This window comes from Phycisphaerales bacterium (assembly GCA_040217175.1).
GTDB lineage: Bacteria > Planctomycetota > Phycisphaerae > Phycisphaerales > UBA1924 > JAHCJI01.
Genome location: JAVJNT010000001.1, coordinates 1,181,403 through 1,205,279, shown reverse-complemented (window position 1 = coordinate 1,205,279; position 23,877 = coordinate 1,181,403). Strand labels below are relative to the sequence as shown.

Sequence of the window (23,877 nt, the reverse complement as noted above, 5' to 3'; positions counted from 1 at the left end):
GGCCGGGCGTTGAGCGGATCGCTGCTGGATCGCAAGATCGAGGGAGAACTGGCCGAGGGCAAGGTCGGCTGGTTCAAGTCGCTGCGCCGCTCGCGGTCGTACCGCACCTTCATGCGAGACAAGGCGGCGGTGGTGGCGCTGTGCGTCATCGCCATCTATATCTCGATAGCGCTGATCATCGTCGGCGCCCACATCGCCAACAAGGTCTCGGGCGGGCGGCTGTCGGACACGTTCATCGTCAAGGAGTTCTCGCTCGAGCGGGCGACCGAGCGCGTGGGGCCCGACAGCCTGCCGGGCTTCTTCGAGCGCGCCGACCCCGACAAGCGGCTCGAGCACGCGGATTACATGCTTGCCCAGGTCGAGCGCGAGCTCGAACGCGACGATCCGGTGGCGGCGCTCGAGGCCGTGCAGTTTGCCGAGCTCGGCGTGGTTGACGCCCCGATCGAGGAGATCGAGGAGCGACTGGATGTGGCGTACGTCCAGCTCGACGAGGTCGACGTCGTCTACGAAGACTACGAGCTCCTACTCGACGACCTTGCCGATGCACGGGCCGATGCGCGCGAGGCCACGACCGAGGCCGACCGCGAGGCCGCCCGTCAGCGGGCCGAGGCCCTCCGGGCCGACGCCGACGCGGCCTACGACGCGCTGCTCGCCGAGATCGCGACGCTCGACGAACGCGTCGATGCCGTGTTCCCCGATCCGACGGGCTTTGCCGGGTTGATGTACGACATGCGCCTGGTGCTCGGCACCGACAGCCAGGGGCGATCGATCTTGTGGCGGGCGGTGTACTCGATCCGCGTGGCGACGCAAGTGGGACTGGTGTCGGCGATCATCGCCGTCATCGTCGGCGCGTTCCTTGGCGCAACGGCGGGTTTCTTCGGCGGCTGGGTGGACCATTCGATCGTCTGGCTGTACTCGACGCTCTCGAGCGTGCCCTACATCGTGCTGCTCACCGTCGTGGCGTTCGTGTTTGGCTCGATGGAGCTGACCGTGCCGTTCACCGACGGCGTGAAGGTTCATCAGACGCTCATCCCGATGTACGTCGCCTTCGGCGTGACGTTCTGGATTGCGCCGTGCCGTCAGATCCGCGGCGAGGCGCTCAAGATCCGCTCGCTCGACTACGTGCAGAGCGCCACCGCGCTCGGGGCCGGGCGCTTCTACATCCTCCGCAAGCACATCATCCCGAACGTGCTGTTCCTGGTCTTCATCAACTTCTCGCTCATCTTCATCGGCGCCATCAAGAGCGAGGTCATCCTCAGCTTCCTGGGCATCGGCGTGCAGGGCCAGCCGAGCTGGGGCGTGATGATCAGCGAGTCGCGCAGCGAGGTGCTCAACCAGTTCTTCTGGCAGATCGGCACCGCCACGGCGTTCATGTTCGGGCTCGTCCTGGCGTTCAACGTCTTCAGCGACGCCCTGCAGGACGCCTTTGATCCCAAGCACGCGCGCTGAATCGGACAGATCCAAACAAAAAACAAACCCACGCCTTCCAGCGTGGGCCATGAGTTCTGCGTGCGCAAAAGAAAACACGACGTCCGACAGCAACCGGGCGCCGTGTTTAGGAGGAGAGAGACAAGACATTTGAAATATGCGCCCGTTTTTCTGGCACGCCAGCCATTCTTGAAAGAAAATGTTCCTGGGTTCGAGGGGCGCGGCCTGGAGGGGTCCGGAGGGGTGCACGAGATGCGAATCGGGCGTTGTTTGCTCGCCATGCTGGGCATGGTGTTCGTATTCGGGTTGGTGCCCCAGGCCGCCGCCGGCGTCCGCGTTGCTTCGCCCGACGCCCGCATGGTCATTCCTACGCAGATCCTCCCCGATTCGCTCGAGTCGGGCCAGTGGTCGCTCTTGGTGTGGATCTATGCCGAGCAGGGCGTGACGGAAACCAGCTCGGTGCTCTCGATCGGCGGCCGGCTCACGGTCGTCGCTCGGCCGGACGGCCTTGACGCCACGCTTGCCCACGACGCCTATGCCGCCACCGTCCGGCTCGACACGCCCTTGCAATCGGGCCGCTGGCACCTGCTTGCCGTCTCGATGGAGCACCAGGCCCGGCGCGCCCGCGCGTGGCTTGCGATCGATCAGGGCTCGGCCAGCGAGACCGACATCGCCAGCGCGACGGCCCGCCTTCGGAGGGATGCCGGTGCCTCGCGGTTCGCCGCCGACCGCCAGCAGACCGGCGACCCCGTACTCGGCCCCCGTGCGGGGCTGCAGTCGCTGGCGTTGTCACATGCGAAGACGCCCGGGCCGCGAGCCATGCTCTTGCCAGACGTCAGCGGGCTGACCATCGGTTCGTCGCCCCTCGGCCTCCCAGCAGCCATGCTTACGTATGACGCGCTCGCGATCCGCGACCACGCACTGAAGGACGTCGATGTTGGCGCTATTTGGCAAAGCCGGGACTACTACGCCCCGCACGGTCTCGACACGGGCGACGCCGGCGGCTGGATGAACGGCTGGCTCGGGTGCTCGTTCCTCGCGTTCCATGCCGTTAGCCCGGGCGCGAACGGTCCGGGCACGATCGATGACAAGGCATCGTGGGTCGGCGGGCCCGTGCGGACGTCCAACGTCATCATCCTCGACCGCGCACGCGAGCGCACGGCCGGGCTGAGCCACGCCTTTCTTCGGGTCGTTCCGATCGAGCAGGCGCACGGATTCGTGCATGCGAGCCGCCTCGAACAGGGCATGGATGGATTCTTCGCGCCCGAGCTCGTGTCGTTCGAGGCGCCCACCGGGGCCATCGGCCCCCTTGGCGACAAGGCCCGCATGCTGGCCACGCAGCCCACGGGTCTGATCCGCGTCATGGTCAGTGCCAACAGCCGGGGCGTGCGCGGCAGGCTTGCGCCCCAGCCCTGGCCCGAGGGCTTTGCGCACGGATTCGTCCAAGCGTTGTTGCCGCGGGTCGCTGGCGTCATGATGCGTCCGGCCACGCTGCTCGATGCACGCGGCGGGTGGTTTGGACTGGATACGTCCGAGTCGACGCCCGACGTCACGCTCGTTCGGCCCCTGCACACGCGGGCGGACCAGTGGGCCGACTGGACTCGATTCGGCAGCGGCACGCTCCCGGCTGGGAGCCGCGGCCCCGGTCCGGCGACGAGCATTTCGCCGGGAGGCGTGTATCGGCTCCGGTGCGGTCCGGTCGCCGGCAGCCTGCTGCGTGCCGACGCGCCACTCGTCGTGCGATCGACCGTGCTGGCCTTCCCGGGGGCGAGCACGCTGCGGTGGTCGCCCGAGCGTGGCGTCATGCAGCACGGCACGGGCGAGCCTACGGGCCCGGACGTCGACCTACCCCTCGATACCACGCGCACGTCGATCACGCTCGTTGACGGCGACACGTTCGTCGACGACACGCGCCTCGTCCTCGACCGCATCGTTGACGTTCGTGTCGCCGACGCCATCGTGGTGGCGAGCGGTTCGGCGCGTGGCGCCGTGTCGGTCGTGACAGACGTCGAAATCGCGGGTGGCACTACCGTCGTCACGCTCTCGCATCCCTTCGGAGAGCGCCCAGAATCAGACAGCGAACTGCGCATCGGCCCGTGGCGGTTCGTGTCGGTGGACCACCGGTTCGATCCAGTGCCAGCCGGCGACGACCGTGCCTGGCGCGGCCAGGTCCTTCGCGCGGCCGACGATGACGAGCTCGGCGTGATGCTGTATGCCACCAGCGCGTGGCGTCCGGACGTCGACGGATTCGTCTTCGGATCGGCGGGCCAGAGCGGACAGGGCTACACCCCGCAGCTCGATTCGTCGTTCCCCGGCTCGCTCGCGGCCTGGGCGGTAGCGTCCGAAGCCGACGTCTGGATCCAGGGGCTCGCCCAGCAGCGGTCCCAGCCATCCGTCATGCTGCGGTATCTCGACGAGCTCCGGGCCGGGCTCGGCGCCGATGCCGAAGTGGTCTGGGCGGGCGACGCCGTTCACGCCCACGAGGACCACGAGACGTGGCACCGGTTCCTCCATGAAAACGCCGAGGATGCCGGCGTATCCGCCGTGTTTGCCGCCGGGCATCCTCGCACCGGGACGTACTTCGAGCAGGCGGCCAGCGGCATGCGTACCGATGACGCGCACTATTCCAGTTATGGCAGCCGGGTCATCGCCGAGGTGTGGCTCGACCAGCTCCGCGACCTGACGGGCGGCCCGTGCGACGTGGCCGACTACAACCAGGATGCCGTCGTCGACGTCTTCGACCTGCTCGTGTTCCAGTCCGACTGGGAGGCGGGCGACCCGCGGGCCGACCTCGACGGCGACGGACAATTCCTGATCTTCGACTTCCTGGTGCTGCTGACCGCCATCGACCAGTGCCAGTGAACCCAGACGCCTGCACGGCGATATATCCTCCCGCCCGTCGATAGCCGATGTAGCCCCAGGGCCGGGCCGTCCGAGGGGAGCGTGCAGGGGAGCGCCGCGGGTTCATGGGAATCGAAGCCGTCATCGTGCTGGGCGTCGTGGCGGCCGTGCTGCTTGCCCTCATGCTCACGCGCATCGCCGCCGATGCGATCCTCGTGGCCGCGCTGACGCTGCTGCTGGTCGTGCCCGTGCCCGCCAACCCGGGCTGGAAGCTGGGCGTGCTCGATCCGGGGCAGGCCATCGGCGGCTTCGCCAGCACGGGGCTGGCCACCGTCGCGGTGCTGTTCGTCGTGGTCTCGGGCCTGCGCGAGACGGGCGGCATCGACTGGATCTCGACCCGCGTCCTCGGCAGACCGAAAACACTTCGTGCGGGCATGGTGCGCATGACCTTCCCGGTCGCCGGCATGAGCGCGTTCCTCAATAACACGCCGGTGGTGGCGCTGATGATCCCCGCCGTCGCCGACTGGTGCAAGCGCACCGGGCTGGCGCCGTCGAAGGTCATGCTGCCCCTGAGCTACGCGGCCATCCTGGGCGGCACCTGCTCGCTCATCGGCACGAGCACGAACCTCGTCGTCGCCGGCATGGTGATCGATCAGAATACCAAGCTCGAACCGCTCGGCATCTTCGATATTACCTGGATCGGCGTGCCGTGCGTGCTGGTCGGCCTCGCGTTCCTGTTCTTGGTCGGGCCGAAGCTGCTGCCCAACCGGGGCTCACCCGCGAGCGTGATGTCCGACCCACGCGAGTACACGCTCGAGATGATCGTGCCCGAGGGCAGCACGCTGGCGGGCAAGACGGTCGAGGACGCGGGCCTGCGGAACCTTCCCGGCTGCTTCCTGGTCGAGGTCGAGCGCGAGGGCGGTGTGATGGCCGGTATGGGGCCGCACACGGTGCTCCGCGAGGGGGACCGCCTGGTCTTCGCGGGCGTCGTGGAAGCCATCAAGGACCTGCAGACCCTGCGAGGCCTGACGCCCGCGACCGACCAGGTCTTCAAGCTCGATTCTCCCCGGTTCCGGCGCCGACTCTTCGAGGCGGTCGTTTCTCGCACCAGCCCGGCCGCGGGACGCACCATCCGGGAGGGTCGGTTCCGCAACACCTACGACGCGGTCGTCATCGCCGTCGCCCGAGAGGGTGAGCGGCTCAAGGGCAAGCTGGGCGACATCGAGCTCAAGCCGGGCGACACGCTCCTGCTCGAGGCCGACCCCGGCTTCGCCGAGCGGCACCGCAACTCTCGCGACTTCCTGCTCGTCAGCGCGCTCGAAGACTCGGCGCCGCGCCGCCATGCCCGCGCGCCGCTCGCGGTCGTCTTCCTCGCGGGCATGGTCATGCTCGCGGCGATCGGCGTGCTCGAGATGCTCAGCGCCGCGCTCCTGGCCGCCGGGCTCATGGTCCTGACACGCTGCTGCACGGTGACCGAGGCGCGGCGCAGCATCGACTGGTCGCTGCTCATCGTCATCGGCGCGGCTCTGGGCATCGGCGAGGCGTTGCGCGTTTCGGGCGCCTCCTCGGGCATCGCCAACGGCATCCTCGGACTCGTCGGCCAGCACCCCTGGATGGTGCTGCTGGCGATCTACGTCATCACCAGCCTCGCGACCGAGGCCATCACCAACAATGCGGCCGTCGTGCTCGTCTTTCCGATCGCCGTCGACGCAGCCTCGCGCCTCGACGTCAGCCTCATGCCGTACGTCATCGCGATCATGGTCGGCGGTTCGGCCAGCTTCGCGACGCCGCTGGGCTACCAGACCAACCTGATGGTGTATGGCCCCGGCGGGTATCGCTTCAGCGACTTCCTGCGCATCGGCATTCCGATGAACGTCATTATCGGCATCACGACGGTCATCCTCACTCCGCTCCTGTTTCCGTTCTGAGCCCCGCCCGGCGCTAGCCTGCGGCGATGGCCGACGCCGGAGACACCGCAGACGCACCACGCTCGCCGCTGCCGCCGGGCGTGCGGCCGGTCGTGGTCGCGTCGCACCGGCGCTCGGGCACGCACCTGATGCTCGACTTCCTCCGGCGTCAGTTCGACGCGTGCCGGCCCGCGTTCCGCTTCGGCGTCAACCCGCACCGCTACCTCTACTTCGTGCTCGACCGCTTCAGCACCGACCACAGATTCCACGTGGGCGTCGACACATGCGCGCGGGTCGTGCGGAGCATGGACGTGCCCCCGCTGAAGACCCACAGCACGCCCGACTTTTCTGGCTTTATCGAGGCCGGCCGAGCGTTCAGCGAAGCGGCGCTCCGCGAGGGCGTGGTGCTGTACTGCGTGCGAGACGTCCGGGCCGTGTTGGCGAGCTTGCACGCGTTCGAGCGAACGACCGGCGCCACGAAGGCCGGTAGTTTATCGGACTTCGTCCGCGAGGAGAACGCAGGGGGCAACCGGGTGCGGCTTTGGGCCGACCACGTCCGGGCCTGGCTGGACTTGCAGCCCGCCGCCCACGTCGTGCACTACGAGCAGATGGTCGGCGACCCGTCGTCGATGCTGGACGAGCTCGCCGAGTTGCTGGGGCACGAACCTCGGCGACGTCAGCCCTTCCTGCCGCCCAAGCTCAAGCACCGCCAGCAGCTCTGGCTCGCGCGGCTCACTGGGATTCCGAACAGTACGAATGTTATAGGACGCAAATTCACCATCGCCATCGAGGACTGGCGGACGGCATACACCGATGCCGACCTCGGGTTCTTGGAGGCCCACGCCGGCGACACCATGCGCCGGCTCGGGTACATCTCGGGCGATGACTGGAGCACGCCGAAACGCTGAACACGAGCGCTCCCGGCGACGAATGACGGACCGGCGGCCGCGACGCCGGGCTGTGTTCGGCGCGGCGGGCGTTCTAGCATCTCGTTCACCCGCGGGCAGGCCTGAGACCGCGGGTTTCTTGACTTTGGAACGGACTCCAGGCCCATCGAGGAGCGGACATGGCGGGTGATCTGGTTGTTGTTGCGGGCGGTGGAGGATTCATCGGCGGTCACCTGGCGGCCGACCTCATGCGTCAGGGCTTCCGCGTGCGTTCGGTGGACCGCAAGCCGCTCGACGAGTGGTACCAGGTCCACAACGACGCCGAGAACCTCGTCGCCGACCTCAACGGCATCGACGCGTGCCGGAAGGCCTGCCAGGGTGCGGCCCAGGTCTACCAGCTCGCCGCCGACATGGGCGGCATGGGCTTCATCGAGACCCACAAGGCCGAGTGCATGCTCAGCGTGCTCATCAACACGCACATGCTCATGGCCGCCCGGGACGCCGGCGTCCAGAAGTTCTTCTACAGCTCTTCGGCCTGCGTGTACAACGCCGACAAGCAGACCAACGAAGACGTCGTGGCGCTCAAGGAAGAGGACGCCTACCCCGCCATGCCCGAAGACGGCTACGGCTGGGAGAAGCTGTTCAGCGAGCGCATGTGCCGCCACTTCCGCGAAGACTTCGATATGTACACCCGCGTGGCCCGCTACCACAACGTGTACGGTCCGTTCGGTACGTGGGAGGGCGGCCGCGAAAAGGCGCCCGCTGCCATGTGTCGCAAGGTCATCGAGGCCAAGCTCAGCGGCGACCACTCGATCGAGATCTGGGGCGACGGCAAGCAGACCCGCTCGTTCATGTACATCGATGACTGCGTCCAGGGCAGCCAGAAGATCATGCATAGCGACAGCATCGAGCCGCTGAACCTCGGCAGCAACGAGCTGGTGACGATCAACGGCCTGGTCGACATCGTCGAGGACATCGCCGGCATCAAGCTCGACAGAAAGTACAATCTCGATGCGCCCAAGGGCGTCAACGGACGCAATAGCGATAACGACCTGATCGAACGTGAGATCGGCTGGTCGCCCTCCATCCGCCTGCGAGACGGCATGGAGCGCACGTACAAGTGGATCTACGACGAGCACATGAAGAAGTACCAAGGCAAGGTGCCCCAGCGAGAGGCCGCTCCGAAGGGCGCCCACGTAGACAAGCAGAAGGCCGGCGCGGCCGGCTGAGTGCGGGCAGGGTCGAGGGGGATCGGCGTGAGCAAGCGAACCATGTCCATACTCGCGGCATTGACGGCCGCCACGGTCGGTGGCGTGCCGACCGTCATTGCACAGACCGCCGTCGAGCAGTCGACCGCGACCCAGGCCCAGGAACTCCATCCCGACGCAATCGCCATCGCCGAACGAATCGTCGACGCATTGGGCGGACGCGAACGCATTGCTGCGATCCAGACGCTTCGGGTCGTGACGCACGAGGCCGATCAGGCATGAAGTACGAGCATCACTGGTCTCGCGACGGCGGCCGGATCCTAAAGGTACACCAAGAGGAGTATCCGCCGCAGGTCACGGCGACATCGGGCGGCCTGGCGTGGCGTCAGAACGCATTCGACGACGAGCCGTTCCTCATTAGCGAAGAACAGGCCGTGCCGTCGCGTCGCTCCGTCGACTTCCACATGCGGCTGGCAACGCTGCCGGCTTACGCCCGCGAGCACTTTTCTGAGTTCACCGTGGGCGAGCCGACGGACTTCAACAACGCCCGCGTTGTTGTGCTGCAGTACCAAGAGAAGAGCGGTACGAACTCTGGCGTCATCTACGTCAATGCCGAAACGATGATGCCCGAGGGGTGGCAGCGCTTCTGGCCGAAGCAGGGCGGCGGCCGCCACACGATGCTCGAGATCTTTCACGACTGGGAGCCGACCGAGGGCGTGCAGTTCCTACGCAAGTGGACGACCCAATCGGACATGTTCGGCATGGAGTCGCCGGTGACGGTGGTCGAGACGCTGGAGGTCAATGAGCTAACGGCCGCCGAGTTCGAACCGCCCGCCGCCCTGAAGGAGCAGGCCCGCCGCATCGCCGAGGCGGCCGATTCAGAAAGCGATGATCCCATCGCCCTCGATGACCTGAGCGCTTCGTCACGCGAGCAGGCCGAGGCGTTGCTCGAACAATTCCGTTCGCTCGATGCGGACGCCAAGCGTGGAGCCCTCCGAGAGGGCGAATCGATGCTCGGGCAGGTCGACGATGCCGAGGAACGCTTGATGATCCGCTACGCCATCCAGGAACTGAAGGCCATGCTGGAGGCCGGCGACGGGCCGCGCTGACGGCACCCCGCTTGCGCGAGCCAGCCTGTGCTGCGTGCACCGTTTCAAGCCCGGCCCGCGACCAATACGATCTGAAAGGGAGAATCCCATGAAACGCCACAACCCCACGTCCCTCGCCCTCTGCGTACTCCTCGTTGCCGGCGCTCCGACCCTCGCCCAGAACAGCGGCAACGCCGAGGGGCGGGCCACGGCGGCTGCCCAGCAGGACGGTGACCTTCCGAGCATCGACAAGGTGTTTGCCGACGCCGTCGAGTCGGTCGGCGGCCGCGACAAGATCGACCAGATCAAGAGCCTTCACACCGTCATCAGCATGTCGGTCATGGGCACGACCATCACCGCCGTCAGCAAGTGGTCGCACGAGGGCGGCCGCTTCAACTCGAACGAGAGCCCCTTCGGCAACTCCGAGATGGGCACGGACGGCAAGGTCGCGTGGATGAAGATGGACGAGGATCGCTACGTGATCCTCGAAGAAGGCCAGGCCCGGGAGCTCGATGAGCAGGCCTCCAGGCACATCAACCTACTCGATCCGAAGCGCATGCGCCCGGAGATGGAGAAGCTCGAGGTCGTCGCCCGCGAGCGCTTCGGCGAGACCGAGGCCTACAAGGTCCTGTTCGAGCCCAAGGACGGCGAGGACGGCGGCTTCATGTACTTCGACGTCCGCGATGGGCGCCCGCTGGGCATGACCCAGACGAGCGAGTCGCCGATGGGCAGCCAGACCACGACCATCACGCTGGGCGACTGGAAGACCATCGAGGGCGTGCAGTTCTTCCACAAGATGACGATCGAGTCGCCCAGCATCCCCGGCGGTTCGGTCGAGATGAACGTGACGAAGCTCGAGGTCAACGCCCTGGGCGAGGATGCCTTCGAGCTGCCCGAGCCCGTGAAGCAGCTCGCCGCAAGCGAGGGCGAGGCCGGCAACACCGAGGGTGACTCGGGCAATGCGGGCGGCGAGATCAAGCTCGAAGACCTCCCGGCGGTCTACCAGGAGCGGGCGCGGCTGATGATCGACGACCTGAAGGCGCGGGGCAAGGAAGCCATCGATCGCAGGCTCCCCGGCATGGAGCAGATGCTGTCGAGCTTCCCCGAGGGCGACGACAAGCTGACGATGCAGTACATCATCCAGGAACTCAAGAAGGTCAAGTAAGCTCCGGGCGTGATCGGTCGCGGAAGAGGGGACGGGCATGATCGGACGCATCAAGGCGGCCTTGCCCGCCCTTCTTGTCAAGACCAATCGGGTGTCTCAGCGGTTCGGCGCGACGGTGCTGCCGAACCATTTCTACTCGGAAATTCCCGACTTCAACGAGCTGCGACGGGCGACCGGCTGGCGTCGGCCGATGTCCATGTCGGGGATCAACGCCGCGTCGCTGGAAGACCAGGCCGCGACCCTCGATGGCTGGATGCGGTCGGGTGCGGCGGCAGGCGACGTCGCCGGGGTCCACGACCGGGCATGCGAGGCCAACGGCGAGGGCGGCTTCGGCCCGATGGAGGCCCAGGCCCTCTACGCGTTCATTGCGCACGAAAAGCCTGCCAAGATCGCCCAGGTCGGCTGCGGCGTGTCGACGGCGATCATCCTCGAAGCAGCCCGAGACGCCGGCTACCAGCCCCAGCTCACGTGCGTCGAGCCCTACCCGACGCCCATGTTGCAGGGCTTTGCATCGCAAGGCAGGCTGACGCTGCACAGCGCAAAGGCTCAGGACGTCCCGCACGATGAGCTCGCCGCGATGGCCAACGGCGGATTCCTGTTCGTCGATTCGTCGCACACGCTCCGCCCGGGCAGCGAGGTCATCGTGCTCATCAGCGAGATCCTCACGCGCCTGGCCGGCGGCACGTGGGCACACTTCCACGACATCTACTTTCCCTACGACTACGGCCCCGCGTTGATCGACGAGGGCGTCTTCCAATTCCGCGAGAACACGCTGCTGTACGGCTACCTCGTCGACAACGCCAAGTGGCGCCTCGAGGCCAGCATGTCCATGCTCCACCACGGCGGGCAGGACGCCCTGAGCAAGTCGCTGACCGGCTATGAGCCCATGCCCATGAACGATGGCTTGCGCGCCGGCGAGGGGCACTTTCCGGCGTCGACCTATATCCGGGCCGTCCGCTGACCGATATACGATCCGCGATGGCAGGGCCCGACCAGCACGAAAAGCCGACGTTATTGGTCCTCAGCCAGGTCTACGTGCCAGACCCGGCAAGCGTGGGCCAGCACATGCACGATGCGGCTGCGGAGCTGGCCTCGAGGGGGCTCGACGTCCGCGTGCTGGCCTCCAGCCGTGGCTACGACGATCCGTCGAAGAAGTATGACGTCCGAGAAGTCCGCGATGGCGTCAACATCCGGCGGCTGCCGCTGTCGAGCTTCGGCAAGGCATCGATCCCCATCCGGCTGCTGGCCGCGGCGCTCTTCATGCTCCAGTGCGTATGGCACGGGCTCACGGTCCGGCGTCTCAGCGGCATCTTGGTGAGCACGTCTCCGCCCATGGCCGCCATGGCCGCGCTCGTCATTGCCTCCCTCCGTCGGGTGCCGATCACGTATTGGGTGATGGATCTCAACCCCGACCAGATGATCGAACTCGGGAAGCTGCGACCGGGTAGTGTGCCCGTGCGGATGTACGACGCGTTCAATCGGCGGATCTTGAAGAGGGCCAAGGGCGTCGTGGCGCTCGACCGGTTCATGGCCGAACGCCTCCAGAAGAAGGTCGACGTCTCGCACAAGCTCCACGTGATGCCGCCGTGGCCCCACGAGGATTCGCTCGAGTCGGTCGAGCACGCGGACAATCCGTTCCGCGACGAGCACGGCCTGCAGGGCAAGTTCGTCGTCATGTACTCGGGCAATCACGGGTTCTCGACGCCCATCTCGACGGTGCTCCAGGCCGCGCTGCGGATGCAGGATCGCGACGACGTCGTGTTCATGTTCATCGGCGGGGGCGTCGGCAAGCGCGAGGTTGATGCGGCCATCGCCGAGCACCAGCCGCCCAACGTCGTTTCCCTTCCCTATCAGCCGATGGAGCGGCTGCGGTACTCGCTCTCGGCCGCCGACGTCCACCTGGTCAGCGTCGGTGACGCCGTCGTCGGCGTCGTGCACCCGTGCAAGGTTTACGGCGCCATGGCGGTCGGACGGCCCATCCTCTTGCTGGGTCCCGATCCGTGCCACGTATCCGAGCTCTTGCGCGAGCACGAGATCGGGTGGCAGATCTCGCACGGCGACGTCGATGGCGCCGTCGAGACCATCAACCAGATGGCCGCCGTTCCCCGCGACACGCTTCAAGAGATGGGGCGACGAGCGATGTCGCTCGTCGAGAGCCGCTACGGCAAGGAGCGGCTGTGCGGCGACTTCTGCGACGTGGTCATGGGCGGCCTGAATTCGCCGACCCCGCAGCCGGTGCCCGCCCGCGCCGTCGAGGAGACCAGCCCGTGAGTGCCCCAGCCCAGACGACGCCCGCGGCCAAGCCGCAGTCCTCGCAGGCCGAGCCCTGGGAACTGCCCGTTCCCGGCCGCCCCCTGCGCAAGTACGTCTTCATCCAGGACGATCCGTTCTACCTGCCCAAGGTGCTCGACAAGTACCTCCGAGAGCACGCCGACACCACCGCCGGCGTCAACGTCCAGAGCGTCCAGCAGGGCAAGCGCACGGTGTTCCAGACGGCCCTCGATCTCTACAAGCTCTATGGCTTCCGTTACTTCCAGTGGAAGCTCCGCAACTACGCGTGGCGCAAGCTGAGGGCCAAGCTGCCCGGGGGCTCGGGCCAGCTCAGCGTGGCCTCGGTCGCGCGCAAGTACGGCGTTGCGGTCCGTGGCTCGGGCGATGTCAACAGCGAGCAATTCCGAGCAATGCTCCGCGACGAGGGCGTCGAGTTCATCGTGTCCATCAGCGGGACCCAGCTCTACCGCAAGGCGCTCCGCACGCAGACAACCTACGGCATCGTGAACTGCCACGGCGCACTCCTGCCCAAGTATCGCGGCCTGATGCCCAGCTTCTGGACGCTCGCCAACGGCGAGAAGCAGGGCGGCGTCAGCGTGCACTACGTCGATGCCAAGCTCGACAACGGACCCATCATCACCCAGAAGCGGTACACGATCCACCCGCACGACACGCTCGAGGACATCATGGCCCGTGGCAAGGACCTGGCCGCCGAGGCGATCCTCGAGGCCGTCCGCGCGGTGGAATTCGGGCCGCGAGAGCTCCTGCCGAATCCGGAGTCCGAGATGTCGCACTTCTCGATGCCCACCCGCGCCGACGTGAAGCGGCTGAAGGCCCACGGGCACCGGTTGTCCTAGATCCGATGGTCACGACCAGCGAACAATCCGGCCTTCCAGGCAGCGCTCGCCCGAGCGGCGTACGGCACGTGCTGTCCTTCGACATCGAGGACTGGTTCCACATCGTCGACGTCCCAGCCGTCGATGATCCGGCCCAGTGGCTCGAGCTCAGCCGACGTTCGTCGATCGTCGAGCGATACACCGACCTGATCCTGGACCTCTGCCGCAAGCACCAAACGCGCGCCACCTTCTTCGTGCTGGGGTGGATCGCCGATCGCCATCCGGAACTCGTCGCGCGGGTCGCGGCAGAAGGGCACGAGCTGGCGACCCACTCGTTCTGGCACCGACGCGTGTACACGCTCACCGCCCAAGAATTTCTCGAGGACCTCCGCAGGTCGATCGACGCCATCACCGCGGCGGCGCCGGGCGCGAGCGTTCGGGGCTTCCGCGCTCCGTCGTTCTCGATCACGCCGGGCTCCGAGTGGGCGTTCGATACGATCCTCCGGGCAGGCCTTGCGTACGACGCCTCGCTCTTCCCCGGGCCGCGAGGCCACGGGGGGTACGACTGCCCACGCGGCCCGCACGTTGTCGAGACGCCCAAGGGCGCTCGGCTCGTCGAGCTGCCGATGAGCGTCGCGCCGGTCGGCCTCGGTCCCCTCCGCCACCGCATGTGTTACAGCGGTGGGGGGTACCTCCGGCTTCTCCCTTCCTCGATGATCCATCAAGGCATCGAGCACGAGGCCGCGCAGGGCCGTGGCACGGTCGTGTACCTGCATCCGCGCGACTTCGCACCAGACTGTCCTCGCGTGTCGATGCCTCCGGCCAGGAAGTTCAAGTGCTACGTCGGGCTGTCTTCCACCACGACGAAGCTCGAGCGATTGCTCGACCGGTATGAGTGGATGCCTTGCGTCGACGCGCTCGCGGACTTCTTCGAACGACCGGATCCGTCTCAGCCCAGCAATTCGCGCGGAGCGCAGGAGGCAACCCTATGACCAGTGCTCCGCCGGCCGTCAAGAGCGAAACGGCGCCGGGCAAGACCCATGCCTGGTCGGGAGCGGCGATCGTCGATGCGCCCCATCCCGACGTCGACGCGGCACGCGCAAAGGTCGAAGGTCTCGCTGCGCTGCCCGGCTACCCCGCCCGGGGCTCGGCGCCCGTCTGCGCGCTCGTGCCCGTCAAGAACGAGCAGGCCAACGTCGTCGAGTGCCTGCGTCGCCTGCAATGGTGCGAGCAGGTCACGGTCATCGATAGCCAGTCGACCGACGACACCATCGCGCTCTCCCAGGCGATGGACGCCGAGGTCTACCAGTTCCACTACGACCGCACCACGGGCTGGCCCAAGAAGAAGAACTGGGCCCTCGAGAACGTCCCGTGGAAGCACGAGTGGATCCTCATCGTCGATGCCGACGAGCACATCACGCCCGAACTCGCACAAGAGATCGCCGCCGTCGTGCGCGGCGATCGCACGCCCGATCGACCGGGCTGCGGGGATGGGTACTGGATCAATCGCCGGTTCATGTTCCTCGGCCGGTGGCTCAAGTACGGCGGCTGGTACCCGAGCTGGAACCTCCGTCTCTTCCGCCACCCGGTCGGTCGCTACGAGCGGATCGGCAACCTGGGCGATACTGGCTCGGGAGACAACGAGGTGCACGAGCACCCCGTGCTCCTCACCGGCGAAGCCGGCTACCTGGAGCACGACATGGAGCACTACGCCTATCCCGATCTCTCGGTCTGGATCGAGAAGCACAACCGCTACACGACGTGGGAGGCCCACGCCCTGCGGGCCAAGGACGAGGGCGGCGTCAAGCCGCGGCTGTTCGGCGGCTCCATCGAGCGTCGCCGTTGGCTGAAGAAGCACGGACGGAAGCTGCCGTTCAGGTCTGTCATACGATTCCTCTTCGACTACGTCATCCGCCGCGGCGCGCTCGACGGATATCCCGGCTTCGTCATGGCGATCAACATGGCGTGGTACGAATTCATGTCCAACGCCAAGAGCCGGGAGATGCAGATCCAGGAACGCATCGACGCTCGACGCCGAGAGGTGGACGGCGGTGGCTGAGCTCGAGTCGACCGAGACCAACGCGGACCGGCGGGCCCCGGCGCGCGCCCACGACTTCGTGGCCGAAGGCGCCGACGAGCTGCACCGCCACCAGAGTCCCTACAGCACCAGGGAGAAGATCGGGCGCGTGCTCTGGGCGGTGGTGCAGGCCCTGGTCTTCCGCCTGACCTTCCACAACTGGTACGGGCTCCGCCGGTCCATCCTGAGGCTCTTCGGCGCCGACGTGCATCCGACCGCCCGCGTCCGCCGCACCGTGCGCATCGAGATCCCCTGGAACCTGTCGATCGGGGCCGAGAGCTCCGTGGGCGACCATGCGATCCTCTATTGCCTCGGGCCGGTCACGATCGGCCGGTCGGTTGCTATCAGCCAGCATGCCCACCTGTGCGCCGGGTCGCACGACTACACGAAGCCGGGCATGCCCCTGCTCCGGCCGCCGATCGACATCGAGGACGACGCATGGATCGCTGCCGACGCCTTCGTCGGTCCGGCCGTCCGTGTGGGTGAGGGCGCGATCCTCGGGGCCCGGGGTTGCGCGATGAAGGACCTGAAGCCCTGGACCATCTACGCCGGAAACCCGGCGGAGAAGGTGAAGGAAAGGGCTCGGCCTTGAGTGCCCTGCGGATCATGCATCTGGCCGGTACGCTCGACCCCGCGGCCGGTGGCCCGCCCGTGGTCGCGGCGCGGCTTGCGGCGGCCCAGGCCAGCCTGGGCAACACCGTCAAGATCGCCGCATACCGCGGGGACGCGGCCGGCATGGAGCGGGCCGAGGGCCTGCTCAAGGAAACGCCCAACGGCCACCTGGTCGACGTCGTGTGGATGCCCGAGCCCTCGCGCGTCGAGCGTCTGACTGGGCGGGCCGCGGCGAAGCAGCTTGGCGCGGAGTTCGACGCCGGCACCGACGTCCTGCACTGCCACGGGATGTGGGAGCCGGTCTTGCCCGCGACCGCCGCCCAAGCCATGCAGCGCGGCATCCCGTTCGTCGTGATGCCGCACGGCATGCTCGATCCCTATACGCTCTCGATCAGCAAGCGCAAGAAGCAGCTGGCCATGGCGACGACGCACCGCGCCTACGTCCGCAAGCCCATGCTCTACCACATGCTCAACGCCGACGAGGCCGAGCTCGCCCGCCCGATCATCGGCGAGCAAGACGTTCGAGTGATTCCCAACGGCATCTTCCTCGACGAGGTCGACGCCGCGCCGCCCGTGGGCGAGTTCCGCAAGGAGCGTCCCGAGCTGGGCCAGTCGCCCTACGTCTTGTTCCTGGGGCGGCTCACGCACAAAAAGGGGCTGGACATCCTGGCCCCGGCGTTCGCCAAGGTCGCCGCGAGCATGGCCGACGTGCGGCTCGTGGTCGCCGGCCCCGACGACGGGATGCGTGCTCCGTTCGAGGCCGAAGTCCGGGCCGCCGGCATCGCCGACAGGGTGCACGTCGTCGGTCCCATCTACGGCGCGAGCAAGTACGCGGCCATGCGCGACGCGGCGGTGTTCTGTCTGCCCAGCCGCCAGGAGGGCTTCTCGATCGCCATTACCGAGGCGCTCGCGCTGGGCGTGCCGGTCGTCGTGACGCGCGCGTGCCACTTCCCAGAAGTCTCCGAGGTGGGCGCGGGCATCGAGACCGAGCTCGACGCGGACGACGTAGCCGACGCACTCCGTCGCGTGCTGGGCGACTCCGGCCGGGCCAGCGAGATGGGCGATGCCGGTGCAACGCTGGTGCGCGAGCGCTTTACGTGGCCCGAAGTGGCCCGCCAGACGCTCGAGGCCTACAAAGACGGCCTCATGCGAGTGGCCCCGTGAAGCTGCCTTCCTTTCTCATCATCGGCGCGCAGAAGTCGGGCACGACCACCCTGTACCGCGACCTGTTGACCCAGCCCGGCGTGTTCTTCCCGTACATCAAGGAACCAACGTGCCTCGGCGACGATCGCGTCCTGACGCCCGAGGGCCTGGCCGAGTACGCCGATCTGTACAAGCCATCGAACGAGTCCGATGTTCGCGGCGATGCTTCGACCGGCTATGCGCGGCATCCCAGGTTCCAAGGCGTGCCCGACCGCGCCATGCGTGTGCTCGGCCCGGACATCAAGCTCGTCTACATCATCCGCGAACCCGTGAGCCGCATCGTCAGCCAGCACCACCACTTCGCGACGAACGTCGAGTGTTCCGCGACGGTCGACGAGTTCTTCCGCCTCAACGAGCACCACTGCGTCGAGTTCACCCGCTACGCGATGCAACTCGGGCTGTGGCTGGACCACTACCCAATGAGCAGCGTGCGCGTCTTGATCTTCGAGGAGTACACCAAGCGGCGTCGCGAGGTCATCGAAGAACTCGCGCCCTTCCTCGGCTTCACGCCGACGCCCGACCTGGTCAATCCAGAGTCGAAATTCAACGCCGCCGCCGATCGGTCGAGCGATCGCGGCCTGGTGATGCGCGTCCAGCGATCGAAGCTCTACGGCCGACTCCGGCCGCTCATGACGCCAGCCACCCGAGACACGCTGCGACGTTGGTTTGCGCCAAAGTCGCCGCCGCCCCCTCCGCCGCCCTCTGCAGAGACGGTCGACGCCATCCTGGAATCGCTGGAGGCCGACCAGCGCGAGATGGCCACACTACTGGGCCGCCCATACCCGATCTGGGATCCCAAGTCGGTCCGGGAGAAGTACGAGCGACTGCGATCCGCCGCCGCATCTGCCTGAGGATTGCTCGGGGCTTCAGACGGCCAGCCGGCGATTTCGCAGCATCCAGGCGCCGGCAGGATCGCGCTGCTTGAACTTCACGACTTCCGCCGCCATCGTGATGAACAGCATCGAGAGCACGAGGTGGAGGAAGGCCCACGTATGCGTTGCCTGGTAGATCATGTGGTTGACCATGCCGTGCGCGTAGATCATCACCATGAACGCCGCAAGAACCGACGTCAGCAGCGGATCCACGTCCAGCAATCGCCGGTTCCACCAGACATACAAGGCCGATACCAGGCTGATTGCCGCGAGGATCAGGTAGGGTGTCAGCAGCAAGAGCCCGCCGGTATAGGCAAGCTTGAGATAGGCGTTATGGGCATGGAAGCCCAGCGTCTCATCGACGGCGGCATTGAGCCCACGCGTGCCGAGCAGGCCCGTCATCGGCCGCTGCGCGATCGATTCACGGATGTACTCGATGGCCTGCTGGCCGCGGGCGGTCTCGAGCGAGCGGTACCGAGCGAATGGGTTCGAATCCACGCGGCTGAGCACCACGGCGATTCCGATCAGCATGATGCCAACCATCGGGACGGCGAGCGCCGGGCGGCGAATCGCGTAGAACGCGACCGGCGCGCACACGCCCACGAGCGTGATCATGACCGATCGCGTGCCCGAAAGCAGGCCCATGCCCGCCGCTGCGGCGACCATGCCCAGCCACACCGGGCGCATGACGATGTTCCGATCGCGGAAGGCCATGTAGAGCCCGAGGCCACCGGATACGGTGAACACGACGCCGGTCTGCACGGCCGAGGCGCCGTAGGGCTCGAACCGGGAGTGACCCGTGAACGACCAGTTGCCCGTGACGAGTGCGCTGAGCAGGATGGGCGTGGCGATGAGGAAGCCCCACGCAAGGAACTTGATGATCCGTACGAGGTCCTCGGCGCTCGTGATCGTCCGGACGAGCATGATCGCAGAGAACACCATGCAGAACCACTGCACCGCGTAGATGATCGGGAAGAGCGGCTCCTCCGTCGTCACCACGAAGATCGGCCCGACCAGCGCAAGCGGCACGTACGCGTAGCAGATCGGGTGGAGCCGGCGCTTGTCGCCCGGCGCCAGAAAGGCCGCAACGCCAACGGCGAGGATCATCGCGAATCCCAGGGCCTTGGCGCCCAGGGCGATGGGTCCGAGCAGCGGAAGCCGGCCCACGATGAGGAAGGGCGGGAGCACGATCAACGCGATCGGCAGCCTCAGACGCGTCGGGCAGAGGAGAAACACCAACCCAGCCACGAGCGGCGCCAGCATCAGCACCGGCAGTGGCACGACGTCGGTGTATTGGTCGAAGCTGAACAACGGCGGGCGCTCCCGGGGGGCTTGGATAGGGCCCCGGCAATCCCCAAACGACGCGGAGCGACCGGGGGTTCGGCGGCGTCACGAATGGTCTAGCCCGTACCATCATTCGGCTCGAAGGCCCGAAGACTTGCCCGGTCTTTCGACGCCGGGTCAACGGACCGATCCTCGACGTGCGTCCATCGTATCGTGCCGGTGCACGTGCGCGTGGGCGGACGCCGAAACCTCGCCCATTGGAGGGCCCATCTCTATGTTGTTTGGGATACGGAAGGCACTTGCCGGCCCGAAGCTGGCTCTGAGAACTTCGGCGGTCGGCTGCGTGTTATCGGTGCTCTTGATTGCCGGAGCTGCCGACCCGGTCTCGACCTGGAAGGGCCGGGCTCCACGCCTCGAGCCCAAGCCCGCCGGCGAACGAAACTTCGAGTTCTACCTGACCGCGACCGCCAACGACCCGCTCATCGATCAGTACGGGGGCATCGATCCGGTACGAACCACCGATCTGCGCGGCAGTCCCTATCGCAAGGACATCATCGACATCGCTGGCTGGAAGCTCGGACGGTACCGACGGCAGGGGCCGCACCTGATCGCGTTGCAGAACAGCAATCTGTCCAAGCACATGCAGGAGCTCAGCCAGCATGTGCCGAAGTACGTTCCGGTCGATTTTACGGGCCTGGTCGTGATCGACTACGAACCCTGGTGGGCGCTATGGGAGCGCACGCCCAACTCGCCATCCAGCGCCGCCTTGGACGTTCGTGACGGCGACTACAAGGACGACTGGCGCGATTACATCCGGGAGCATCGCACGTACCTGCTCGATGGTCTCAGCCCGGATGAGCAGGAGGACATCTTTCAGCTCACCTACGAGTCCTTCGTTCGCACCTTCCTGCTGGCGACCTACTACAAGTGCAAGTCGCTCCGTCCGCGCGCCCAGTGGAGCTTCTACAACTACCCGCAGGTCCTCATCCACAGCGACCTGACGCCATACGGCGTTCAGGGCTACGGCGACCTGACGCACCGAGCCAGCCAATTGAACGACGAGATGGCTTGGTTCTACGAAGTCGTCGACTTCGTGACACCTCGCGTCTATCCGTCGCGAAGAGTTCCCGAGGTTTGGAATCCTGCCGAACGCCAGCCGGGCGAGATCAGCAAGTCGGTCCACGAGGCGTGGCTGAGTTCGATGGTGCGTGAGAGCGTCCGCCTGGCTAACGGCAAGCCCGTGTATCCGTATCACTCGCCCATCTTCTACACGACCCAACCGTTCGACAACGAGCCTGTGAGCCAGTACCAGCACGAAGAGGTCTATCGCGTGCTTGCCGAGAACGGAGCGTCCGGCGTCATCGTCTGGCACGCCGTCCAAGATCAGGCCAGGCTCGACCTCTGGCGCGACATCTGGGAGAACCAGTTGAAGCCGGCGGGCGTCAATGCCGATCGAGCGATCAACGGCAGCTCAGGTGGCAGCCCCCGATCCTGATGGCGGCTGCGTGATGGGCCGCGACGATTGCCCGGAGAACGCAAAAGCGGGGCACCATCGTTGAACGGCGCCCCGCTGGAGGAGAGAGAGAGATCTGGGATAATAACCCTTTCATCGGCCAGATTCGTCGTTTGATCGTTGGTTCTTGTCGGTTTGATAGGGTAAACAGGCACTGACCATCTGGGTGTTCCGGATCCGTTTCAATGGCTCGATGTTGCTGGCGTCCGCCCGACGCATTCAGATTCCATAGCGTTTACCGACGTTTTTTGACCGGGATACCAGCCCCCGGCGCACGAAGAAGGCCCACCCGTTTCGGGGAGGGCCTTCTACCTAGAAAGCAGAATTTTTTTTCGCCTCTCAGCGTGGCTGTCGGGGCGCATCCTGCTGCGGCGCCTGCAGCAGCCGATCGCGAAGGCGTTGGCGCGATTCCGGGCTCATGCCGGCCCAGCGCTCCTTGAGAGCGTCGAGCCGCTCCTGTGGAACGTTCGACAACCGCTCGCGGACTCGCCGTTGCGCGCCATCCGGGAGCGTCGCGATCCATTGCTCGAGGCCCGGTGCATCGACGGCTCCATCGCGGGCAGGACCGCGTGCATCGGTCGGGCGCCGCTGGCCTTCCATCTCATCGAACCGCGCGCCGATGTCCTTGCGATAACGCTCGCGCATGCGATCGAGTTGCTCCTTGGATTGGGTGGCACGCCACGCCTCCATGGCCTTGTGGACGTGTTGCTGCTGGGCGACGCTCAACTCGGCCCACACGCGATTCTGCAACTGGGCCATCGCACGCATCGTGCGGTTGTTGCGGCTGGGCCGTCGGTCGGAAGCTGCGCCCTCGCGTTGATCCGGCCGCGCTCGGTCGGTCATGGGAGCATCCTGGTCGCGAACGCGCCGCTGCGGGGTGGCCCGGCGTTCGTCGCGGGCAGCGCGGTCTGCACGGTCGCTCGGGCGCCGTCGATCTTGTTCCTTGCCGCTGCGCTGGCCCGCGCGGTCGTTCGATCGGTCGCCACGTCGGACGGCCTGCTCGAAAGCGCGCACGTGGGCGGAGATCCGCTCGCGTTGCTCGGCCGACACGCGGATCTCGACCGGGGCTTCCTCCGACATCAACTCGCCCATGACCCGGCGGAACACCTGCGGCGGGAGCATCGACCCCATCGCCTGGCGGCCCTGCTGAGCTCCGTCCGAGAAGCCGGTCTCGACCCCCGGCATCCGGCGTTCGCGGACCTCGGGGCCGGTCAGGATCGGACGGTCCGGCCGCGCCTCGGGTGCGCGGCGGTCGGCCTGCTGCGCTTGCGTCGTGCCGGCGGCGATCGCCAGCCCCACGCACGCGGTCAGTCCCAGGAGCGTCTTGCGAGATTGATCGAGCATCGTTGTACCTCCATTGGCATGCGGAACTCCGGCAGAACGCCGCCCCCGTGCGGTCCATTGCATCGCCTCGGTCATACGATCCAGAATCGAATCTCACCCGGCCCAGGGTCCAGGAACCGCGAGGCACGATGGCGATATCCGAGGAACAAATACGACGGTGGCTCAAGGCCGTCAAGGCTTCGAACGACCAGGCAGATCTCGTGGCGGCCAATCGGCTCGAGTGGGTCTCCGTGCTCGAGGATGCGGTGGCGGTGAAGCTGCACATCCCCGAGATAGCCGACGATGCGCGCGCCATGGAGGCTATCGCCGCGGCGTGCCTCGAGGCCACCCGCCAAGGAGCCGTGCGTGCAGGAGAGCGCGTTCGATCGCTTCGGGTGCGGTTCGTCGATCGCGACGGGGGCGTGGTGCGCGAGAGCTCGTTCGAGGCGTCGCCCAAGGGCGCTCTTCGACCCGCAGGCGGCGCTCCCGCCGAAGCCAAGTCGCCTCCGACGGCGAAAGCCGAGGCGGGGCCCGCGATCCCGGGCGTCGCACACACGATCGCCGTCGGCGCGGGCAAGGGCGGCGTGGGCAAGAGCACGATCGCAGCCAACATCGCGGTCGGCCTCGCGCGCCGAGGGCATGCCACGGGCCTGCTCGACGGCGACATCTACGGCCCGAGCCTGCCCACGCTCATGGGCCTGGGCGGCATGGAGCCCAACGTGCTCGACGGCCGGTTCCAGCCGTTCCTGACGCACGGCGTGAAGTCGATGACGGTCGGCAAGCTCGTCGAGGCGGACAAGCCCCTGATCTGGCGCGGCCCGATGGCCCACGGTGCGTTCAAGCAGCTCACCGAGAAGACGCAGTGGGGCGAGCTCGACCACCTCATCATCGACCTGCCGCCGGGCACGGGCGACGTGCCGCTGACGATGGCCCAGAACCTCGAGCTCACGGGCGCCGTCATCGTCTGTACGCCGCAACGCGTTGCGCAGGACGACGCCGTGCGAGCCGTCAAGATGTTCGAGCAGCTCGGCGTCGACGTGCTGGGTGTCGTCGAGAACATGAGCGTCTTCGTGGCGCCTGATGGGAAGGAGTACGACATCTTCGGACGTGGGGGCGCTCAGCAGATGGCCCAGCGTCTCGGCTTGCCCTTCCTCGGGGCCCTTCCCATCACGATGGACCTTCGCGCCAACAGCGATGCGGGCGATCCGACCTCCAACTTCGAGGGCGAGGGCGACGCACAGCGGCAGTGGCAGAAGCGGTTCAACGAGCTACTGAACAACCTCGAGAGCCAGCTCGCCCTGGCCTCGGTCCGTCACGCGAAGGGCACGCCGTCTCTGACGATCCGCTGACCGTCGCGTGTCT

The 23,877-nt window shown here is 66.8% G+C and carries 20 protein-coding genes; 18 read left to right on the top strand and 2 right to left on the bottom strand.

Annotation, left to right across the window (positions count from 1 at the left end):
• Positions 1-9 precede the first annotated feature (9 nt).
• The 16 genes from RIA68_05190 to RIA68_05115 all read left to right on the top strand — a co-directional run bounded on the left by RIA68_05190 (position 10) and on the right by RIA68_05115 (position 18,374).
• A complete protein-coding gene (locus RIA68_05190) occupies positions 10-1,449 on the top strand; it encodes an ABC transporter permease (GenBank protein ID MEQ8316832.1) in 1,440 nt (479 codons plus the stop codon).
• Between the two features lie 231 nt (positions 1,450-1,680).
• Positions 1,681-4,290 carry a hypothetical protein gene (locus RIA68_05185; GenBank protein MEQ8316831.1) on the top strand — a complete coding sequence of 870 codons (2,610 nt, stop codon included), beginning with the start codon at positions 1,681-1,683 and terminating at the stop codon, positions 4,288-4,290.
• A 104-nt stretch (positions 4,291-4,394) separates the two neighbouring features.
• Positions 4,395-6,197, top strand: a complete 1,803-nt coding sequence (locus tag RIA68_05180; protein ID MEQ8316830.1) for an SLC13 family permease — start codon at positions 4,395-4,397, stop codon at positions 6,195-6,197.
• 26 nt (positions 6,198-6,223) lie between these two features.
• Positions 6,224-7,084, top strand: coding sequence for a sulfotransferase domain-containing protein (locus tag RIA68_05175; protein ID MEQ8316829.1), 861 nt, complete (start codon positions 6,224-6,226; stop codon positions 7,082-7,084).
• Positions 7,085-7,242: 158 nt separating this feature from the next.
• Positions 7,243-8,292, top strand: a complete 1,050-nt coding sequence (locus tag RIA68_05170) for an NAD-dependent epimerase/dehydratase family protein (protein MEQ8316828.1) — start codon at positions 7,243-7,245, stop codon at positions 8,290-8,292.
• 27 nt (positions 8,293-8,319) lie between these two features.
• Positions 8,320-8,553 (top strand): hypothetical protein, encoded by a 234-nt coding sequence (locus tag RIA68_05165; GenBank protein ID MEQ8316827.1) that lies wholly within the window; start codon positions 8,320-8,322, stop codon positions 8,551-8,553.
• The gene (locus tag RIA68_05160) at positions 8,550-9,380 is read left to right on the top strand and encodes a hypothetical protein (GenBank protein MEQ8316826.1); all 831 of its coding nucleotides are present in this window, start codon (positions 8,550-8,552) and stop codon (positions 9,378-9,380) included. Before RIA68_05165 ends, RIA68_05160 begins: the two co-directional genes overlap by 4 nt.
• A gap of 88 nt (positions 9,381-9,468) precedes the next feature.
• Positions 9,469-10,524: a hypothetical protein gene (locus tag RIA68_05155; protein MEQ8316825.1), complete on the top strand. Its 1,056-nt coding sequence runs from the start codon at positions 9,469-9,471 to the stop codon at positions 10,522-10,524.
• Positions 10,525-10,561: 37 nt separating this feature from the next.
• Complete coding sequence (locus tag RIA68_05150; GenBank protein ID MEQ8316824.1) at positions 10,562-11,485, top strand: class I SAM-dependent methyltransferase; 924 nt, start codon at positions 10,562-10,564, stop codon at positions 11,483-11,485.
• Between the two features lie 17 nt (positions 11,486-11,502).
• A complete protein-coding gene (locus tag RIA68_05145) occupies positions 11,503-12,795 on the top strand; it encodes a glycosyltransferase family 4 protein (protein MEQ8316823.1) in 1,293 nt (430 codons plus the stop codon).
• Positions 12,792-13,652, top strand: coding sequence for a formyltransferase family protein (locus RIA68_05140; protein MEQ8316822.1), 861 nt, complete (start codon positions 12,792-12,794; stop codon positions 13,650-13,652). Before RIA68_05145 ends, RIA68_05140 begins: the two co-directional genes overlap by 4 nt.
• 5 nt (positions 13,653-13,657) lie before the next feature.
• Positions 13,658-14,623 (top strand): polysaccharide deacetylase family protein, encoded by a 966-nt coding sequence (locus RIA68_05135; GenBank protein ID MEQ8316821.1) that lies wholly within the window; start codon positions 13,658-13,660, stop codon positions 14,621-14,623.
• Complete coding sequence (locus RIA68_05130) at positions 14,620-15,690, top strand: glycosyltransferase family 2 protein (protein ID MEQ8316820.1); 1,071 nt, start codon at positions 14,620-14,622, stop codon at positions 15,688-15,690. Before RIA68_05135 ends, RIA68_05130 begins: the two co-directional genes overlap by 4 nt.
• Positions 15,683-16,300, top strand: coding sequence for a hypothetical protein (locus RIA68_05125; protein ID MEQ8316819.1), 618 nt, complete (start codon positions 15,683-15,685; stop codon positions 16,298-16,300). The genes RIA68_05130 and RIA68_05125 overlap by 8 nt, the downstream gene beginning before the upstream one ends.
• Positions 16,301-16,314: 14 nt before the next feature.
• A complete protein-coding gene (locus RIA68_05120; protein ID MEQ8316818.1) occupies positions 16,315-17,484 on the top strand; it encodes a glycosyltransferase in 1,170 nt (389 codons plus the stop codon).
• Positions 17,481-18,374, top strand: coding sequence for a sulfotransferase domain-containing protein (locus RIA68_05115; GenBank protein ID MEQ8316817.1), 894 nt, complete (start codon positions 17,481-17,483; stop codon positions 18,372-18,374). Before RIA68_05120 ends, RIA68_05115 begins: the two co-directional genes overlap by 4 nt.
• Before the next feature lie 15 nt (positions 18,375-18,389).
• Here RIA68_05115 and RIA68_05110 read toward each other — a convergent pair whose 3' ends face one another.
• Complete coding sequence (locus tag RIA68_05110) at positions 18,390-19,706, bottom strand: hypothetical protein (GenBank protein MEQ8316816.1); 1,317 nt, start codon at positions 19,704-19,706, stop codon at positions 18,390-18,392.
• Between the two features lie 331 nt (positions 19,707-20,037).
• Here RIA68_05110 and RIA68_05105 point away from each other — a divergent pair, with 331 nt between their 5' ends.
• Positions 20,038-21,174 carry a hypothetical protein gene (locus tag RIA68_05105; GenBank protein MEQ8316815.1) on the top strand — a complete coding sequence of 379 codons (1,137 nt, stop codon included), beginning with the start codon at positions 20,038-20,040 and terminating at the stop codon, positions 21,172-21,174.
• 357 nt (positions 21,175-21,531) lie between these two features.
• Here the strand turns inward: RIA68_05105 and RIA68_05100 are convergent, their stop codons facing one another.
• Complete coding sequence (locus RIA68_05100; GenBank protein MEQ8316814.1) at positions 21,532-22,536, bottom strand: hypothetical protein; 1,005 nt, start codon at positions 22,534-22,536, stop codon at positions 21,532-21,534.
• Between the two features lie 128 nt (positions 22,537-22,664).
• On the opposite strand from RIA68_05100, the gene RIA68_05095 reads away from it, so the two are divergent.
• Positions 22,665-23,864, top strand: coding sequence for an Mrp/NBP35 family ATP-binding protein (locus RIA68_05095; protein ID MEQ8316813.1), 1,200 nt, complete (start codon positions 22,665-22,667; stop codon positions 23,862-23,864).
• Positions 23,865-23,877: the final 13 nt, after the last annotated feature.

Coding starts and splice junctions, on each gene's coding strand:
- RIA68_05185 (MEQ8316831.1), top strand. CDS start 1,681: ATGCGAATCGGGCGTTGTTTGCTCGCCATGCTGGGCATGGTGTTCGTA.
- RIA68_05180 (MEQ8316830.1), top strand. CDS start 4,395: ATGGGAATCGAAGCCGTCATCGTGCTGGGCGTCGTGGCGGCCGTGCTG.
- RIA68_05175 (MEQ8316829.1), top strand. CDS start 6,224: ATGGCCGACGCCGGAGACACCGCAGACGCACCACGCTCGCCGCTGCCG.
- RIA68_05170 (MEQ8316828.1), top strand. CDS start 7,243: ATGGCGGGTGATCTGGTTGTTGTTGCGGGCGGTGGAGGATTCATCGGC.
- RIA68_05160 (MEQ8316826.1), top strand. CDS start 8,550: ATGAAGTACGAGCATCACTGGTCTCGCGACGGCGGCCGGATCCTAAAG.
- RIA68_05155 (MEQ8316825.1), top strand. CDS start 9,469: ATGAAACGCCACAACCCCACGTCCCTCGCCCTCTGCGTACTCCTCGTT.
- RIA68_05150 (MEQ8316824.1), top strand. CDS start 10,562: ATGATCGGACGCATCAAGGCGGCCTTGCCCGCCCTTCTTGTCAAGACC.
- RIA68_05145 (MEQ8316823.1), top strand. CDS start 11,503: ATGGCAGGGCCCGACCAGCACGAAAAGCCGACGTTATTGGTCCTCAGC.
- RIA68_05135 (MEQ8316821.1), top strand. CDS start 13,658: ATGGTCACGACCAGCGAACAATCCGGCCTTCCAGGCAGCGCTCGCCCG.
- RIA68_05130 (MEQ8316820.1), top strand. CDS start 14,620: ATGACCAGTGCTCCGCCGGCCGTCAAGAGCGAAACGGCGCCGGGCAAG.
- RIA68_05120 (MEQ8316818.1), top strand. CDS start 16,315: ATGCATCTGGCCGGTACGCTCGACCCCGCGGCCGGTGGCCCGCCCGTG.
- RIA68_05100 (MEQ8316814.1), bottom strand. CDS start 22,536: ATGCTCGATCAATCTCGCAAGACGCTCCTGGGACTGACCGCGTGCGTG.
- RIA68_05095 (MEQ8316813.1), top strand. CDS start 22,665: ATGGCGATATCCGAGGAACAAATACGACGGTGGCTCAAGGCCGTCAAG.